Source organism: Microbacterium sp. gxy059 (assembly GCF_050958665.1).
Classification (GTDB): Bacteria; Actinomycetota; Actinomycetes; order Actinomycetales; family Microbacteriaceae; genus Microbacterium.
On sequence record NZ_JAMXWT010000018.1, the window covers coordinates 55,156 to 71,982 of the forward strand.

General features: G+C 71.4%; 14 protein-coding genes. 2 read left to right on the forward strand and 12 right to left on the reverse strand.

Annotation, left to right across the window (positions count from 1 at the left end):
• Positions 1 to 6: 6 nt before the first annotated feature.
• From rpsJ to rpsL, 6 genes are all read right to left on the reverse strand, one after another.
• Positions 7 to 315 carry a 30S ribosomal protein S10 gene (gene rpsJ, locus NHL53_RS11060; RefSeq protein WP_110589670.1) on the reverse strand — a complete coding sequence of 103 codons (309 nt, stop codon included), beginning with the start codon at positions 313 to 315 and terminating at the stop codon, positions 7 to 9.
• Positions 316 to 742: 427 nt separating this feature from the next.
• Positions 743 to 1,357 carry a VanZ family protein gene (locus NHL53_RS11065; protein ID WP_433776922.1) on the reverse strand — a complete coding sequence of 205 codons (615 nt, stop codon included), beginning with the start codon at positions 1,355 to 1,357 and terminating at the stop codon, positions 743 to 745.
• 113 nt (positions 1,358 to 1,470) lie between these two features.
• Entirely contained in the window at positions 1,471 to 2,664 is a 1,194-nt protein-coding gene (tuf, locus tag NHL53_RS11070) for an elongation factor Tu (RefSeq protein WP_433776923.1), read from the reverse strand.
• Between the two features lie 171 nt (positions 2,665 to 2,835).
• Positions 2,836 to 4,950 carry an elongation factor G gene (gene fusA, locus NHL53_RS11075; protein ID WP_433776924.1) on the reverse strand — a complete coding sequence of 705 codons (2,115 nt, stop codon included), beginning with the start codon at positions 4,948 to 4,950 and terminating at the stop codon, positions 2,836 to 2,838.
• 81 nt (positions 4,951 to 5,031) lie between these two features.
• A complete protein-coding gene (gene rpsG, locus NHL53_RS11080; RefSeq protein ID WP_433776925.1) occupies positions 5,032 to 5,502 on the reverse strand; it encodes a 30S ribosomal protein S7 in 471 nt (156 codons plus the stop codon).
• A 5-nt stretch (positions 5,503 to 5,507) separates the two neighbouring features.
• Entirely contained in the window at positions 5,508 to 5,876 is a 369-nt protein-coding gene (gene rpsL, locus NHL53_RS11085) for a 30S ribosomal protein S12 (protein WP_433776926.1), read from the reverse strand.
• A gap of 230 nt (positions 5,877 to 6,106) precedes the next feature.
• Between rpsL and NHL53_RS11090 the strand changes: the two genes are divergently transcribed.
• Positions 6,107 to 6,757: a spermidine/putrescine ABC transporter substrate-binding protein gene (locus tag NHL53_RS11090; protein WP_433776927.1), complete on the forward strand. Its 651-nt coding sequence runs from the start codon at positions 6,107 to 6,109 to the stop codon at positions 6,755 to 6,757.
• 288 nt (positions 6,758 to 7,045) lie between these two features.
• Here NHL53_RS11090 and NHL53_RS11095 read toward each other — a convergent pair whose 3' ends face one another.
• The 6 genes from NHL53_RS11095 to NHL53_RS11120 all read right to left on the reverse strand — a co-directional run bounded on the left by NHL53_RS11095 (position 7,046) and on the right by NHL53_RS11120 (position 15,310).
• The gene (locus tag NHL53_RS11095; RefSeq protein ID WP_433776928.1) at positions 7,046 to 7,537 is read right to left on the reverse strand and encodes a hypothetical protein; all 492 of its coding nucleotides are present in this window, start codon (positions 7,535 to 7,537) and stop codon (positions 7,046 to 7,048) included.
• Between the two features lie 10 nt (positions 7,538 to 7,547).
• Positions 7,548 to 8,786, reverse strand: a complete 1,239-nt coding sequence (locus NHL53_RS11100; RefSeq protein ID WP_433776929.1) for an ABC transporter — start codon at positions 8,784 to 8,786, stop codon at positions 7,548 to 7,550.
• 110 nt (positions 8,787 to 8,896) lie between these two features.
• Positions 8,897 to 9,079: a hypothetical protein gene (locus NHL53_RS11105; protein ID WP_433776930.1), complete on the reverse strand. Its 183-nt coding sequence runs from the start codon at positions 9,077 to 9,079 to the stop codon at positions 8,897 to 8,899.
• A gap of 69 nt (positions 9,080 to 9,148) precedes the next feature.
• On the reverse strand, positions 9,149 to 12,238 hold the full coding sequence (locus NHL53_RS11110) for a hypothetical protein (protein WP_433776931.1): 3,090 nt from the start codon (positions 12,236 to 12,238) through the stop codon (positions 9,149 to 9,151).
• A gap of 382 nt (positions 12,239 to 12,620) precedes the next feature.
• On the reverse strand, positions 12,621 to 13,637 hold the full coding sequence (locus tag NHL53_RS11115; protein ID WP_433776934.1) for a LacI family DNA-binding transcriptional regulator: 1,017 nt from the start codon (positions 13,635 to 13,637) through the stop codon (positions 12,621 to 12,623).
• Positions 13,638 to 13,681: 44 nt separating this feature from the next.
• Complete coding sequence (locus NHL53_RS11120; RefSeq protein ID WP_433776932.1) at positions 13,682 to 15,310, reverse strand: glycoside hydrolase family 13 protein; 1,629 nt, start codon at positions 15,308 to 15,310, stop codon at positions 13,682 to 13,684.
• Positions 15,311 to 15,494: 184 nt separating this feature from the next.
• Here NHL53_RS11120 and NHL53_RS11125 point away from each other — a divergent pair, with 184 nt between their 5' ends.
• The gene (locus NHL53_RS11125; protein WP_433776933.1) at positions 15,495 to 16,730 is read left to right on the forward strand and encodes a sugar ABC transporter substrate-binding protein; all 1,236 of its coding nucleotides are present in this window, start codon (positions 15,495 to 15,497) and stop codon (positions 16,728 to 16,730) included.
• Positions 16,731 to 16,827: the final 97 nt, after the last annotated feature.

Sequence of the window (16,827 nt, forward strand, 5' to 3'; positions counted from 1 at the left end):
CGGACCTCAGAGCTTGATCTCGATGTTGACGTCAGCCGGGAGGTCCAGACGCATGAGCGAGTCGACCGCCTTGGGGGTGGGGTCGACGATGTCGATGAGGCGCTTGTGGGTGCGCTTCTCGAAGTGCTCGCGGCTGTCCTTGTACTTGTGCGGCGAACGGATGACCGCCACGACGTTCTTCTCCGTCGGAAGCGGCACCGGGCCGACGACCTGCGCGCCCGCGCGGGTCACGGTGTCGACGATCTTGCGCGCCGACGTGTCGATGACCTCGTGGTCATACGACTTCAGGCGAATGCGGATCTTCTGTCCCGCCATTTGTCTGCTCACTCTCTCAAAGCGTCTTACCTCTGGGGCATTGGACGCGCGTACCCTCCGGACACCCTTCGGGCCGGCACTTCGGCATCACCCCGATCATCCGAGGACGACCGGGCACGACGCTGCGCCTTGTTCACATGTCAGCTCCGCGGACACAGCAGGAGCCGTGTCGATGCGGGGGTGTGATTCCGCTTCTCTGTCCGCGGCCCAGGTCCGAAGCGCTCAGCGCGCCGCCTGTGCACTGTCCGAGACAGTGATCCGGTCCGTGCGCACAGCACGGACCGAAATGTGAAGCTCATCTATTCTGCCAGCCGCACCGAGGTCTGCGCAACCCGGGCGTGTCGCGCCGCGAGCCGCGAGATCATGCGGATCGCGGGGCTCCGGGATCCGTCTCACGGCGACCTCCCAAGAACCGCCGCGCGGCGCCTCAGCGGTCGAGCGGGAGGCGCTGCGTGGGCGCCTTCGACGGGTCGTATCCCGGCCAGCCCGTCGTGTCGATCACCGCCGTCGCGTTCGGATCCCGCGGGGCCCTCTCCGCGCGGCGCGCGCGGCGGTCCTCCCAGAGGGCGCGGGCGACCACCTTCCGATCGCGGCCGTGCACGAGCGCGCGGAGCCAGGCGGCGGCGAACACGCCGATCCACGCGCCGATCGAGTTCGAGACGAGGTCGCGCAGATCCGAGACGCGGTCCGGCAGGTGAGCACCCTGCACGTACTCGATGCCGCCGGACAGCAGCGGCAGCAGGAGCAGAGCGAGCCACCAGCCCCAGCCAGGCAGAGCGAGGCCGAGGAGGAAGCCGAGGGGCACGAACATGCCGATGTTCGCCGTGAACTCCAGCTGCGGCAGGCCGAACGCCTCGGGGACGCCGATGCGGTGCAGCACGCGGAGCAGGCGGTCGCCCACCCCATCGACGCCCACCCCGTCGAGGCTCGGCGTCATCGTCACCCACAGCACGAACGCCAGGTAGACGACGAACAGCGCCGAGGCGACGCCCACGCGCAGGCGACTGCGCGGCGGGCGCAGGTCCGGATCCGCAGAGCTCATGCCCACACGATAGACGCCGCGGAGGACCGCCGCCTGCACGCCGCCCGGACACGCGAGAGCGGGGCCGGATCCCGAAGGATCCGACCCCGCTCAGCGCAGCGAGACCGAGGGTCTTACTTGATGATGCTGGTCACCGTGCCGGCGCCGACCGTGCGGCCACCCTCGCGGATGGCGAAGCCGAGGCCCTCCTCCATGGCGATCGGCTGGATGAGCTCGACCGTCATGTCGGTGGTGTCGCCGGGCATGACCATCTCGGTGCCCTCGGGCAGCGAGATGACGCCGGTGACGTCGGTGGTGCGGAAGTAGAACTGCGGGCGGTAGTTCGTGTAGAAGGGGTTGTGGCGGCCGCCCTCGTCCTTCGACAGGATGTACGCCGTGCCCGTGAAGTCGGTGTGCGGCGTGACCGAACCCGGCTTCACGATGACCTGGCCGCGCTCGACGTCCTCGCGCTTGAGGCCGCGGAGCAGCAGACCGCAGTTCTCGCCGGCCCAGGCCTCGTCGAGCTGCTTGTGGAACATCTCGATGCCCGTGACCGTGGTCTTCTGCGTCGGGCGGATGCCGACGATCTCGACCTCGGAGTTGATCGCGAGGGTGCCGCGCTCGGCGCGACCCGTCACGACGGTGCCGCGGCCGGTGATCGTGAAGACGTCCTCGATCGGCATGAGGAACGGCTTGTCCTTGTCGCGCACGGGGTCGGGGACGTTCTCGTCCACGGCCTCCATGAGGTCGAGGACCGACTGGACCCACTTCTCGTCGCCCTCGAGAGCCTTGAGGCCCGAGACCTGCACGACGGGAGCGTTGTCGCCGTCGAACTCCTGCGAGGAGAGCAGCTCGCGCACCTCGAGCTCGACGAGCTCCAGGATCTCCTCGTCGTCGACCATGTCGGCCTTGTTCAGCGCGACGACCAGGTAGGGAACGCCGACCTGGCGGGCGAGAAGAACGTGCTCACGCGTCTGCGCCATGGGACCATCGGTCGCGGCGACCACGAGGATCGCGCCGTCCATCTGGGCGGCACCGGTGATCATGTTCTTGACGTAGTCGGCGTGGCCGGGGGCGTCAACGTGCGCGTAGTGGCGCTTGGGGGTCTCGTACTCGACGTGCGAGATGTTGATCGTGATACCGCGGTCGCGCTCCTCGGGGGCCGAGTCGATCGAACCGAAGTCACGGACGACGTTGACGTCCGAAGGGTACTTGTCAGCGAGCACCTTCGAGATGGCCGCGGTAAGGGTCGTCTTACCGTGGTCGACGTGACCGATCGTTCCGATGTTCACGTGCGGCTTGGTGCGCTCGAACTTGGCCTTAGCCACTGTGTCCTCCTCAGGACGGTCGTGTAGAAGCGACGGGCGCTGGATTGCGACCGGCTCTCTACGGGGTGTGTTTTCAGTCTAATAGAGACAGTCTGTGTGAAGTTGTGTGCCCGCGTCGGGGCCGGACCGCGGCCCGACCCCGACCGGAAGCAGGTGAGGAAGGCAGCGAGTCTACTCGCCCTTGCCCTTCTCGATGATCTCGTCGGCGACGGCCTTGGGGACCTCGGCGTAGCTGTCGAAGACCATCGAGTACACGGCGCGGCCCGACGTCTTCGAACGCAGGTCGCCGATGTAGCCGAACATGCTCGACAGCGGCACGAGCGCCCGGACGACCTTGACGCCCTGGGCGTCCTCCATCGACTGGACCTGACCGCGGCGCGAGTTCAGGTCGCCGATGACGTCGCCCATGTACTCCTCGGGCGTGCGGACCTCGACGGCCATGAGCGGCTCGAGGAGGACCGGGCTCGCCTTGCGGACGGCCTCCTTGAAGCCCATCGAGCCGGCGATCTTGAACGCCATCTCCGAGGAGTCGACGTCGTGCGCGGCGCCGTCGACGAGCGTCGCCTTGACGCCCACCATCGGGTAGCCGGCCAGGATGCCGACGTTCATCGCGTCCTGGAAGCCCGCGTCGACCGAGGGGATGTACTCGCGCGGCACGCGACCGCCCGTGACCTCGTTCGAGAACTCGTAGACCTTGTCGCCCTCGACGTCCATCGGCTCGAGCTTGAACTGGATCTTCGCGAACTGACCGGATCCACCCGTCTGCTTCTTGTGGGTGTAGTCGTGACGGTCGACGGCCTTGCGGATCGTCTCGCGGTACGCGACCTGCGGCTTGCCGACGTTCGCCTCGACCTTGAACTCGCGCTTGACGCGGTCCACGATGATGTCGAGGTGCAGCTCGCCCATGCCCTTGATGGTCGTCTGACCGGTCTCGGCGTTGTTCTCGACGCGGAACGTCGGGTCCTCCTCCGCCATCTTCTGGATGGCGACGCCGAGCTTCTCCTGGTCGGCCTTCGTCTTCGGCTCGATGGCGACCTCGATGACGGGCTCCGGGAAGGTCATCGACTCGAGCACGACCTGCGCGTTCGGGTCGCTGAGCGTGTCGCCCGTCGTCGTGTCCTTGAGGCCGATGACCGCGTAGATGTGACCGGCGGTGACCGAGTCGACCGGGTTCTCCTTGTTGGCGTGCATCTGGAAGATCTTCCCGATGCGCTCCTTCTTGCCCTTGGTCGAGTTGATGACCTGCGAGCCCGACTCGAGCTGGCCCGAGTAGACGCGGACGTAGGTCAGACGGCCGAAGAACGGGTGCGTGACGACCTTGAACGCGAGAGCCGAGAACGGCTCGGACGCGTCGGCGTGACGCTCGATGATGATCGACTCGTCCTTGGGGTCGTGCGCCTCGATGGCCGGCACGTCGATGGGCGACGGCAGGTAGTCGACGACCGCGTCGAGCATCGGCTGCACACCGCGGTTCTTGAAGGCCGAGCCGCAGAACACGGGGTACGCGTCGCCGGCGATCGTGAGCTTGCGGATGCCCGCCTTCAGCTCGTCGAGCGTCAGCTCCTCGCCGCCGAAGAACTTCTCGAGGAGGGCCTCGTCGGTCTCCGCGACGGCCTCGACGAGCTTCTGGCGGTACTCCTCCGCGCGCTCGACGAGGTCCTCGGGGATCTCGCGGGTCTCGTAGGAGGCGCCCATGGTCACGTCGCCCTTGGCGTCGCCCGGCCACACGAGGGCCTTCATGCTGAGCAGGTCGACGACGCCGACGAAGTCGCTCTCGGAGCCGATCGGCAGCTGCATGACCAGCGGGGTCGCCTTCAGGCGGTTGACGATGGTCTCGACCGTGAAGTAGAAGTCGGCGCCCATCTTGTCCATCTTGTTGACGAAGCAGATGCGCGGGACGTTGTACTTGTCGGCCTGACGCCACACCGTCTCGGACTGGGGCTCGACGCCCTCCTTGCCGTCGAAGACGGCGACGGCGCCGTCGAGCACGCGGAGCGAGCGCTCGACCTCGACCGTGAAGTCGACGTGGCCGGGGGTGTCGATGATGTTGATCTGGGTGCCGTCCCAGAAGCACGTGACAGCAGCGGAGGTGATCGTGATGCCACGCTCCTGCTCCTGCTCCATCCAGTCGGTCGTCGCTCCGCCGTCGTGCGTCTCGCCGATCTTGTGGTTGACGCCCGTGTAGAACAGGATGCGCTCGGTCGTGGTGGTCTTACCGGCATCGATGTGCGCCATGATGCCGATGTTGCGGACCTTGTTCAGGTCGGTGAGCACGTCTTGTGCCACTTGCGTTTCCTTACGTAAGAAGAGGGAGGGAGCAGGGCCCGTCGGCCCCGGAGCGGATCCGGGGCCGACGGATGCCGCCGATTACCAGCGGTAGTGAGCGAACGCGCGGTTCGACTCGGCCATCTTGTGCGTGTCCTCGCGGCGCTTGACCGCGGCGCCGAGACCGTTCGACGCGTCGAGGATCTCGTTCATGAGACGCTCGGTCATCGTCTTCTCGCGACGACCCTTCGCGTAGCTCACGAGCCAGCGCAGCGCGAGCGTGTTCGCGCGGTGCGGCTTGACCTCGACGGGCACCTGGTAGGTCGAGCCGCCGACGCGGCGGCTGCGGACCTCGAGGGTGGGGCGCACGTTGTCGAGCGCCTTCTTCAGCGTGGCGACCGCGTCGCCGCCCGTCTTCGCCTCGACGCCGGCGAGGGCGCCGTAGACGATGCGCTCGGCGATGGACTTCTTGCCGTCGACGAGGATCTTGTTGACGAGCTGCGTCACGATGGGCGCACCGTAGACCGGGTCGTTGACGACCGGGCGCTTGGGAGCGGGTCCCTTACGAGGCATCTAACTCAACCCTTCTTCGCGCCGTAGCGGCTTCGCGCCTGCTGACGGTTCTTGACGGCCTGGGTGTCGAGCGCGCCGCGCACGATCTTGTAGCGCACACCGGGGAGGTCCTTCACGCGACCTCCGCGGACCAGCACGAGCGAGTGCTCCTGCAGGTTGTGGCCCTCGCCCGGGATGTAGGCGCTGACCTCGGTGCCATTGCGGAGCTTCACACGAGCGACCTTGCGCATCGCCGAGTTCGGCTTCTTCGGGGTGGTGGTGTACACACGGGTGCAGACACCGGCCTGCTGCGGGTTCGCCTTCAGGGCAGGCGCCTTGGTCGTCTTGACCTTGGGCTTGCGACCCTTGCGAACCAACTGCTGAATAGTTGGCACGTCTCTCCTTGATGAAATGCTGCACGGTGACAGCGGCGTGATCTTTCACGTCGACCCGCCAGCCGGAGCTCGCGCTCAGGCCGTGTTGCGACGGGTATGCCGTGGGGGTGCGCCTGTTCGCAGGCGCCAGCCCAGTGCACGCGCGCACGCAGAACGCGACACGCATACCGAACCAGTGTACGCGGGCGGAAGACGTGTCGCAAACGGCCTTATATCACTACTGTGTCGGTATGGAGCGTTCGCTCGAAACCCGGGTGAGTCAGGCGGTCGACGCCTGGCTGCGATGGCTGCCCCGCTGGGAGCCCGCCACGCACCGCGGGCGCCGCTCCCCCTGCCGCCGCTGCCTCGGATCCCCGATCCTCGACGCCGCGGGGCTCGGATCCGACGTGCCGCACGGCGTGCAGCACGGGCTCTCCACGCGGATCACCACGATCATCGACCGCGAGGTGTCCGACTACACGGGCCTCAACCTCCCCCTGCTGCAGGCCGAGCTCGACCAGCAGCAGGAGCGCAATCGGGCGCGCAGCTACCGCCCGCGGGAGGATCTCGCCCCCGAGTTCGAGGGGCTGCCCCTCGACCCGGATCCCGTCCCCGGGCAGCCGTTCCTCTTCACCATCGCCGGGTTCGAGCAGGAGGCCGCGGCCTCCGTGCCCCCGCTGCCGCCCCTCAGCGAGGAGGCGAAGCAGGCCCTGCGCCGCGAGATGGCCCTCGCCGACGAGAAGGCCGAGCAGACCGGACGCGCCGTCTGCCGCCTGCTGCTGCCGCACCGGGTGCGGATCCGCCAGGCGGTCGCCGAGTTCGTCGAACCCCAGATCGCGGCGCTGCTCGACGAGCTCACGACCTCCCTCGACGCGCCGTTCGACCCCCGCGACCTCGCCTGAGCGTCACGAGGCCGGCCAGAGTCTCGGTGAGTCCGCCCGAGCGTCTCGGAATCGGCTGAGCGTCTCGGCGCACGCGCGGATCCGCGAGCCCCTCGCGCGAAAACGAGATGCCCGGCACACGCGTCACCCATCGACGCGCCGTTCGACCCCCGCGACCTCGCCTGAGGGTCACGAGGCCGGCCAGAGTCTCGGCGAGTCCGCCCGAGCGTCTCGGAATCGGCCGAGCGTCTCGGCGCACGCGCGGATCCGCGAGCTCCTCGCGCGAAAGGGAGATGCTCCGCGCAGGCCTCACTCGTCCGCGTCGTCGTCCTCCCAGGGCCAGCGCGGCGGGCGAGCCCGGGTGCGGCGCATCGCGATCGCCGCCCAGGAGGCGACCGCGGCGGCGACGGCGACGGTCGGCGACACCCAGCCGACGAGCACGTCCCCGGCCGCGCCGATCGCGACGCCGACGGAGGATCCGCCCAGCACCGCGGTCGCCGCGAGCGCCAGCGCGTGCGCGGCCGGGACGGCGAGGGCGATGCCGATGACCGCGAGATACGACGGGCGGGTCGGCGCGAGAGCCCCCCAGAGCAGCAGCGCGAACGCCGCGACGGCGACGCCCGCGGCGACGTAGCCGGAGAGGATCCAGACGCCCGGCGTCGCGATGACGTCCTCGTCCGTCGCGAGGCTCGCGAACCCGAGCCCGCAGACGAGGAGCGCGAGGAAGCCGAACGCGGCGAAGGCGAGGAGCACCAGGATCGGCGGCCCCTCGCCTTCGCGGCGGGTGCGCGGGGAGCTCATGCACCCATTGTCACGCGCTCTCAGGTCCGCGGGGCCCCTCGGCGATGAGTCGGTCGTACTCGTCCTGAGCCTCGGCGTTCAGGGCCGCGAGGCGGACGCCGCGCCGCGACACCCACGCGCCGAACCAGATCGTCACCTCGCGGGCGATGAGGAAGGCCGCGAGGCCGATCGGGCTGAGCACGTGACCGAGGAGGAGCGTGACGCCCTCGCTCTGCGTGATCATCCAGAAGGGCGCCTCCAGGAACACTCCGCCGAGGTAGCCGCCGTAGGCGATGAGCGACACCACGACGCCGAGGACCACCCACGACCACCAGCGCGCGCGGTTCACGAACACGCCGAGCAGCCAGAACCCGATCCAGAAGCCGATGACCGTCACCCAGAACGGCGGGGCGGTCGCGACCTCGAGCGCGAGATCGACGAGCGGCTGATCCGCCACGCCCTCGCGGAGGCCGAAGTGCCCGTACATCCACCAGATGCCGAACGAGGCGGCGAAGAACAGCACCGCGAACACGGCGGCGGCGAGCAGGCCGATGAGGGCCGCCGCCCCGCGGTTGCCGCGCTTCTTCGGCGGCTCGGGCGCTTGGACGAAGATCGGAGACGCGGCGCCGAGCGGAGTGGGCTCGCTGGGCGTCACGACCGGGTCAGAGACCGGCTCCGCGACGGGCGGCGTGGTGGCCTGCGCGACGCGATACGAGGGCTCGGCCGGCGCGACCTCGGTCGGGGTCTCGTCGACGGGCTCGTCATCGGGATCCGCGGACGCGCCGAAGGAATCGCCGGACTGCGCCTCCAGCCGGTCGAGCTCGGCCGCGAGCGCCTCGTAGTCGACGGGATCCGCGTCGGCGGAGGCCTCGTCGGCGACGTCCGCGCCGCGGGTCGCGGGCGGCTCGGGCGCGGGGCGGGAGACGGCGGGCTCGGGGAAGCTCTGCGCGGCCTCGTCCTCCGCGTCGGCGCTCGGCTCGTCGCCCGCCGGAGCGGATCGGAGCGCCTCGTCGGCGAGCGGGGTCGGCTCCTCCGAGGGCAGCGGGTCGACCGCATCGCGCTCATCGGCGATGCTCGCCTCGTGCGGCTCGGGCTCGTCCGACGGCGGCTCCGGCGCGACGTGAGGGGGCAGGTCCGCGTCGACGCCGGTCTCGTCGACCCCGGTGTCGGGCTGCGCGTCGGCGAGCGCCTCGTCGGGGCGCTCGGCGGGCGACGGCGAGGCCGGCTCGCCGGTGGTCGGCTCGTCGTTCGAACCCTGTGCGTCACTCATGTCGCGCGCTCCTCCCGGGCGGGGCGTCTCCCCTCCGGTCAGCAGATTATCGCGGCGGAAGGCGGCTCCCGCGGCGCCTCGCCGCGCCGTGTCGGAACGGCCGGAGGTCTTCAGGAGCGGCGTGCCGGGGTGACGGATCGCAGCCACTCGAAGAAGCCGTCGACGAGCCCGACCATCCAGTCGCCGACGACGGGCCAGAACGGCCACGCGGCCCAGACGAGCAGCCCGACGACGCCCGCGATGAGGACCCCCCCGATCCCCGTCGCCACGCGGCTGCGCCCTCCGATCGCCATCTGTCCAGCGTAGGTCGCCGCCGTGCGATCGGCGAGAGCGGCGCGCACGCGCCGCTCTCGCCCCGGAGATCAGAATTCCGAGAGGTCGACGGTCACCTCGCCGTCCTCGTCGGCGTGCACGGGAACCCGGGCGGATCCGCCCCAGCCGCCGAACGGCGCGCTGTCGGTGGTCGTGTCGGACTCCCACTCGTCGTCCTCGTCCCAGCGCCACTCGTAGTCGATGCGCAGGACGCCGCCCGAGACGACGACGGCCGGCGGCTCCTCGACGCCCCACCCATCATCGCCGCCCTCCTCGAACGAGAGCTCGGGCTTCTCGTCCCACGAGCGCTCGATGCCGGTGACCGCATACGACGGCTCGTACATGCCGAGCACGCTGCGGCAATCGGACGGCTGGAACTGGTCGGACGTCATGCACAGGTCGATGCGCTCCTGCACCGCGGCGATCGCCTGCTGCTGCGCTTCCTCGCCCCAGCGGGGCGCGAAGGCGACCGGCTCCTCCTGCGCGCCCTCGCCGGTGCGGTCGGCGTCGGGGAGCACCTCGACCGCGACGTCGTCGCCGTAGGTGAACACGCCCGTGTCGGCCGGCGCCGCGAAGGAGTAGGTGCCGGGCAGGACGGGGAGGGCCGCGGTGCCGCCGGGCCCGTCTCCCTCCGTCGCCTCGAGCCCGCTCAGGTCGACCTCGACCCCGTTGACGCTCGCCGGCCCCGCCGCGCCGTCGCCCACGGCGACGCGCAGGCTCTGCTCCGGGCCGGACGTGATGCGCCACGCGTCGAAGATCATCGCCTGCGTGCCGTCCGCCTCGAGCTCGAACCACAGCTCGTGCTGCTTGCCGTCGACGGTGAGCGCCGCGGAGACCGTCGCCGACCCCTCGCCGGCGTCGGTGCGGAGGATCCGGTGCGCGGTGGGACGGTTCTCGGCGGCCGCGTACACGGCGTCGTCGAGGAGCACCCGCTCGCCCGTGGTGACGTTGGGGCCCCACAGCGCGAGCGCGCCGGACGCATCGCCCGCCACCACGCTCTCGAGGTAGTCCTCGACCTGCGCCTGGGGCGAGAAGCGGGTCTCGGCGAGGTGCCCGCGGACGAGGGATCCGGCGATCGCGAGCACCGCGACGAGCGCGACGGCGCCTCCGGTGACGATCCAGCCGACCTTCGCGCGTCGGCTCACCGGCTTCGCCGGCTGGGAGGCCTCGTCGCCGAGGAGGGCGGCGAGCGGGTCGCCGGCAGACGCCGGAGCGGCCGCGGGCGGCAGCACCGCCGTCTCGGCGAGATCGGGCGACGTCGCACCGGCGGGCTCCCCCGCGTCGGCCGGCGCGGACGGGGTCGGGGGCAGCGGAGCGACGGCCTCGCCCGGGGCGGGAGGCCTCGCAGGGGCGGCCGGCGTCGGCGGGGCGGCCTCGGGCGCCGCACCGGGCGCGAGGGGCGACTGCGCGGGCGCGCCGACGGGCGGAGCTCCGGCAGGCGAGGCGTCGAAACCCGCCGCCGGCGCGACGGGCGAATCCTCCGTCGATGCACCCGGCCCGGGGGCCGTGCCGGAGGCGGGCGCGGGATGCGATGGCGCGGCCGCCGCGCGAGGGACCGACGGCGCGATCGCGGTTCCCGCCGCGAGCACCCTCAGCAGTCCGCGCGGCATCAAACGCACGACGGCAGGCACGACGAACCGCGCGAGCACGTCCACGACGACGCCGATGACGGCGAAGAGCACGAACGTCCAGGCCGCCGGACCGACGCCGAGCGACGCGTAGCCGCTGAGCCCGCCCAGGAAGGGAACGCCCTCCACCGACCCGGCGAGCGAGGCGGAGACGCGCCCGACCGCGGTGACGACGAGACCGGCGGCCCCGTATGCGACGGGGAGCAGCGCCCACGAGATCGCATCGTCTGCGGCTCCCCTCCGCACCCGCCACCGGATGCTCGCGACGGCCAGCGCCGCCAGAGCGAGGATGATCACGAGGATCCGCTGCCACACCTCGAGGCCGGAGCCGAACACGGAGAGCCCCTCGACGAGCGAGTCGTCTCCGCCGTATCCGGCCAGCTGCCCCTGCCCCGTCATCAGCACCGACGAGAACCCGCCGATCGCCGCGCCGTCGAGCGCGAGGAGCGGAAGGAGCAGAGGGGCGAGCAGCAGGAGCGACGCGGTGCCGTCGCCCGCCTGCACCGCCATCACGACGAAGACGACGAGCCCGAGGACGACGCCGACCGCGCCGAGGTGCTCCCCCGCCTGCGCGGCGGCGGAGCGCCAGCGCCCGCGCGTCGCGCCTCGCGGGCTGAGCACGACGAGCACCGCGACGCCGATGACGACGAGCGACAGTAGCACGCTCCACACCGACACGGCGCGGAGGTCGAACGGCGGCACCATCGGGATGCGGACGGCCACCGGCGCGACCGTCTGGAGAAGCGCCACGACCACCGAGAACGCGGCTCCCGCCGCGCCCGCGACCGCCAGCCGCGGGCCGATCGCGAGGTCGACGGGCGGCGCCAGGCGACGCGCGAACAGCAGGATCGCGGCCACCGCGGCGACGGGCACGAGCACGGGGACGACGAAGACCGCCGCCGAGAGCGGCGCCGCGCCGAACACGGAGGTCGTCAGGCCCAGCGGTCCGAGGAAGCCCATGCCGACGAACTGCACGAGGAGCCCGAACCACGCGCCGTTCACGATGCCGGCGATGTCGGCGTCGCCCGACGCCTGCACCGCGAAGACGGTCGTGAGGGTCACGACGAGGCTCGCGGTGAGGGCGCCCGCGAGGCCGAGGCCCGCCGAGATCGCCCCCGCGACCCAGGGCTCGCGGGCCGCGAGCGGCGACGCGGGCGCCGCCGGAGCGCCGACCGCCTGCGCCCCTCCGGGAGCCGGCCCCGCGGCAGGCGCTTCGCCGACCCACGCGCGGTCGCTTCCCGGGGCCGCCGCCGGCGCTGCCCCCGCGGACGGGGCGGGAGGTGTCGGCGGCAGGAGCGGAGCGCCCGCCGGCTCCGCCGGCGCGGGAGGCGCCTCGGGGCGCTCGGGCGGATCCGCCGCAGCCGACGCGTCCGCGCTCGCGGCCCCCTCCGCCCCGCTGGGCGGGGTCGCCTGCTCCCCCGCCTCGGCCGGAGAGGTGCCATCGCCCGCCTCCGACGACCCGTCCTGCGGCCCCTGCTGCTCGGTGCGCTCGGGCTCCTCGCTGCTCGTCATCGCGTCTCATCCCCCAATATCTCGGATACCTTCCGGTCTCAGGCTAATAACCCCCTCCGACATCCGTCGATTCGGCGCCGCGCGAAACGAGACGATGCGTCATCCGGAGCACCGAACCCGCTCATGCGGAGGGGGCTCCGCCGGGGTGAGCTCCGCTGGCCGGCGTCTCCTCCTGAGCCGGCCCCGTCTGAGAGCGCCGGTCTCGAGAGATGCCCGCGCACCGCGTCGGGCGCGACGGCGGGGCAGAACGCGGAGAGGAGACACGGAGCACCCGCGCAGGCCGTCCGGGGCCGCAGCCCGCGCTCATGCCTGGGGAGGCGCTGCCGCGCGGAGACCCGCCCGATCTCGCACGGGCGGCGCGGGAGAGGCGCGCGAGCGGGCGCTACGCGGGGCGGGGACGCGCCGTCGACGAGCGCACGACGAGCTCGAACGGGAGGAGCGGATCGACCGGCTCGTAGGCATCGGGCTCGAGCTGGGCCAGCAGCGAGCCGGCCGCGAGCGCCCCCTGGCGGCGCGGGTGCTGGGCGATCGTCGTGAGGCCGAAGAACTCGGCGAGGTCGTGGTCGTCGACGCCGACGACCGAGAGGTCGCCCGGAACGGAGAGCCCAAGATCCCGCGCGGCGAGGATCGCGCCGAACGCCATCTCGTCCGACGCGGCGAGGATCGCGGTGGGCCGCCGCGCCGCGGGGGCGCCGAGCAGCTGCTTGGCGGCGCGATAGCCGCCGGGGATCGTGAAGTCCGCCGCGGCGACGAGCGACGGATCGCCGGGAACGCCCGCCGCGACGAGCGCATCCTCGTAGCCCCGGCGCCTCTTCGGCGGCAGGTGGAAGTCGAGGTCGGAGTCCTCGTCGCCGCCGATATGCGCGATGCGCGTGTGCCCGAGACCCAGCAGGTGATCCGTGGCGAGCCGCGCGGCGCTGACATCGTCGATCGCGAGCGTGGGGACGCCCGCGATGGGGCCGCCGACGCCGACGAGGGGCTTGCCGAGGTCGTGCAGGCGCGAGATCTCGTCGTCGGAGAGCTCCAGAGACACGGCGATCGCGGCGTCGACGCGGCGGCGCAGCAGGAAGGTGTCGAAGACCTGGCGCCTCTCGTCTCCGTGACCCGCGAGGTTGTACAGCGTGACGTCGTAGCCCGCGTGGACGAGGCGCTCCTGGGCGCCCGCGAGCACCTGCGTGAAGAACCACCTGTCGAGGAACGGCAGCACGACGCCCACGTTGCGGTTGCGGCCGCTCGCGAGGGTCGACGCCGCCTGCGAGACGACGTATCCCAGATCGCGCGCCGCGCCCAGCACGCGCTCGCGCGTGGCGGGGGAAACGGATCCGCGCCCCGACAGCGCGCGCGACACCGTCGCGTTCGAGACGTTCGCCGCCTTCGCGACCTCCGCGATGTTCACGATCGCATCCTCTCAGAACCGCGGCAGCGCGGAAGGGGTCGACGCAGTCAGTCGGCCCGCAGCCACACGGTCGTGTCGGAGGGCACGAGGTCGCCGTCCAGGGGGCCGCTCGAGACGAGCACGTCGGCCCCCGCGGGAAGTGCGACGGGATCGGCGCCCGTGTTCGCGATCACCGTGACGTCGCCCGTGCGGAACGCGACGCAGGTCGGGGGCGCGTCGATCCACTCGAGGGTCGCCGTCGCGACGGCCAGCTCGCGGCGCAGGCGCAGAAGCTCGCGGTACAGCTCGAGCGTCGAGCCGGGCACCCCCTCCTGCTGGTCGCGGGCGTAGCGGGACCAGTCGTTCGGCTGCGGAAGCCACGACAGCCCCGTCTCGCTGAAGCCCGCGGCCGGGCGATCCGCCTCCCACGGGATCGGCACGCGGCATCCGTCGCGGCCGTAGCGCTCGCCGTCGTGGCGGAACCAGGTGGGATCCTGGCGTGCGTCGTCGGGGAGGTCGACGACCTCGGGCAGGCCGAGCTCCTCCCCCTGGTAGAGGTAGGCGGATCCGGGGAGGGCGAGCATCAGCGCGGTGGCGGCGCGCCCGCGCCGCAGCGCGCCGGCGGCGTCCGGGATGCCGGGGGTCGACGGCCCGATGCCGTGCCCCTGGGGGATCTCCACGGGCAGCGCCAGTCGCGTCGTGTGCCGGATCACGTCGTGGTTCGACAGCACCCAGGTCGCGGGAGCGCCGACGGCGGAGAAGGCGCGCAGCGACTCGCTGATCACGTGGCGCATCTCGTCGGCGTCCCAGCTCGTCATGGCGTACGAGAAGTTGAACGCCTGGTGCATCTCATCGGGGCGCACCCAGAGGGCGATCTCGTCGACGGTCGGCATCCACGCCTCGGCACAGAGCACGCGCTCCCCGTCGTAGCCGTCGAGCAGCTCGCGCCAGTCGCGGTAGACCTCGTGCACGCCGGGCTGTCCGAAGTAGGGAACGGGCTCGACGCCGCCCATCGAGTCGCCGTCCTCGGGCGGCGTGTAGTCGGGAAGCCCCGCGCGCTTGATGAGGCCGTGCGCCACGTCGACGCGAAACCCGTCGACGCCGCGGTCGAGCCAGAAGCGCAGGATCCGCCGGAACTCCTCGCGCACCTCGTCGTTCGACCAGTCGAAGTCGGGCTGGGATGAGTCGAACAGGTGCAGGTACCACTGGCCGGGCGTGCCATCGGGCTCGGCGAGGCGGGTCCATGCGGGGCCGCCGAAGATCGACTGCCAGTTGTTTGGGGGCTCGGATCCGTCGCCCGCGCCGTCGCGGAAGATGTAGCGGGCGCGCTCGCGGCTGCCGGGGCCGGCGGCGACGGCCTCGCGGAACCAGGGGTGCTGGTCGGAGGAGTGGTTGGGGACGAGGTCGACGATCACGCGCAGGCCGAGGTCGTGCGCGCGGGCGAGCATCGCGTCGAAGTCGGCGAGGGTGCCGAACAGCGGATCCACGTCGCAGTAGTCGGCGACGTCGTAGCCTGCGTCCTTCTGCGGGGATGTCATGAAGGGCGAGAGCCAGACGACGTCGACGCCGAGCTCGCGCAGCGAGGCGAGTCGCGAGGTGATTCCGGCGAGGTCGCCGACGCCGTCTCCCGACGCGTCGGCGAAGGAGCGCGGATAGATCTGGTAGATCACGGCGGAGCGCCACCATTGGCTGGTCATGAGCGGCAAGCCTAGGCGAAGATCGCCCAAGAATGGAAACGCTTGCAAATGGCTGGGCAAGGGTGCATGCTTGTTTTCCGCGGCTATGCGCGCAGCCCCACGGGCGTACGGCATTCGCTCGCCGCACGATAGGGAAACGCTTTCACACCGGCGCCGAAGCCGGCCATAACGAAGGAGCACACCAATGACGGTGAAGCAGGTCGGCCGCGCGAGCGCGGCCATCGCCCTCCTCACGACGCTCGGCCTCGCGGGCTGCGCGTCAGCTGACGACGACGGGACGGCCGCCACCGGCGACGAGGCGTCGACGACGCTGACCGTGTGGGTCGACACCGACCGCGCGCCGGTCCTGAAGGACATCGCGGCGCAGTTCGAGGAAGAGCGCGGTGTGAAGGTCAACCTCGTGATCAAGGACTTCCCGAAGATCCGCGACGACTTCACGACCCAGGTCCCGACCGGCAAGGGTCCCGACATCACGATCGCGGCGCACGACTGGATCGGCGCATGGGTCAACGACGGCGTCGTCGCCCCCGTCGAGCTCGGCGACACCGCCGACGCGTTCGAGGAGGTCGCGATCCAGGCCGTCAACTACGAGGGCACCACCTACGGTGTTCCCTACGCGATCGAGAACATCGGCCTGCTGCGCAACACCGAGCTCGTCCCCGAGGCGCCGACCGACTACGACGACATGATCGCCAAGGGCGAGGCCGCGGGAACCCGCTACCCGTTCGTCGTCGGCCTCGACCCGCAGACCTCCGACCCGTACCACCTGTACCCGTTCGAGACGTCGTTCGGAAACGCCGTCTTCGCGCAGAACGCCGACGGCAGCTACGACGCATCGCAGCTCACGATCGGCGACGAGGCGGGCGAGCAGTTCGCGACCTGGCTCGGCGAGCAGGGCGAGGCGGGCGTGCTCAACCTCAACATGAAGGGCGACCTCGCGACCGAGGCGTTCAACGCGGGCGACGCCGCCTTCTACCTGTCGGGCCCCTGGAACGTGACCGCGGCTCAGGAGAAGGGCATCGACGTCGCCGTCGACCCGATCCCGTCCGCCGGCGGACAGCCCGCCGCGCCCTTCGCGGGCGTTCAGGCCTTCGCCGTCAGCGCGAAGTCGGAGAACTCCCTCGCCGCGAACGAGTTCCTCGTGAACTACCTCTCGACGCCCGAGGTGCAGACCGCCCTCTTCGAGGCCGGCGGGCGCGTCCCGGCGCTGACCGAGGCCTACGAGGCCGCTCAGGAGGATCCGATCGTCGCGGGCTTCGCCGCCGCCGGCGAGAACGCCGTGCCGATGCCCAGCAACCCCGAGATGGGAACCGTCTGGGACGACTGGGGCGCCGCCGAGGTCGAGATCATCAAGGGCGCCGACCCTGCATCGACGTGGGCGGAGATGGCCGAGGCCATCCAGGGCAAGCTCGCGGGTTGATCCGGGTGGGGGGGGGGGGGGGGGGGGGGCCCCCCCCCCCCCCCCCCCGTCTCCGCACGTCGGAGAGAAGAGAGGGGAGCGCGCATGGCCGACACCT

What these genes read in the sequence shown, in the direction of transcription:
- rpsJ (WP_110589670.1), bottom strand. Translation starts at nt 315, where the DNA reads ATGGCGGGACAGAAGATCCGCATTCGCCTGAAGTCGTATGACCACGAG.
- NHL53_RS11065 (WP_433776922.1), bottom strand. Translation starts at nt 1,357, where the DNA reads ATGAGCTCTGCGGATCCGGACCTGCGCCCGCCGCGCAGTCGCCTGCGC.
- rpsG (WP_433776925.1), bottom strand. Translation starts at nt 5,502, where the DNA reads ATGCCTCGTAAGGGACCCGCTCCCAAGCGCCCGGTCGTCAACGACCCG.
- NHL53_RS11090 (WP_433776927.1), top strand. Translation starts at nt 6,107, where the DNA reads ATGGAGCGTTCGCTCGAAACCCGGGTGAGTCAGGCGGTCGACGCCTGG.
- NHL53_RS11095 (WP_433776928.1), bottom strand. Translation starts at nt 7,537, where the DNA reads ATGAGCTCCCCGCGCACCCGCCGCGAAGGCGAGGGGCCGCCGATCCTG.
- NHL53_RS11100 (WP_433776929.1), bottom strand. Translation starts at nt 8,786, where the DNA reads ATGAGTGACGCACAGGGTTCGAACGACGAGCCGACCACCGGCGAGCCG.
- NHL53_RS11105 (WP_433776930.1), bottom strand. Translation starts at nt 9,079, where the DNA reads ATGGCGATCGGAGGGCGCAGCCGCGTGGCGACGGGGATCGGGGGGGTC.
- NHL53_RS11110 (WP_433776931.1), bottom strand. Translation starts at nt 12,238, where the DNA reads ATGACGAGCAGCGAGGAGCCCGAGCGCACCGAGCAGCAGGGGCCGCAG.
- NHL53_RS11120 (WP_433776932.1), bottom strand. Translation starts at nt 15,310, where the DNA reads ATGACCAGCCAATGGTGGCGCTCCGCCGTGATCTACCAGATCTATCCG.
- NHL53_RS11125 (WP_433776933.1), top strand. Translation starts at nt 15,495, where the DNA reads ATGACGGTGAAGCAGGTCGGCCGCGCGAGCGCGGCCATCGCCCTCCTC.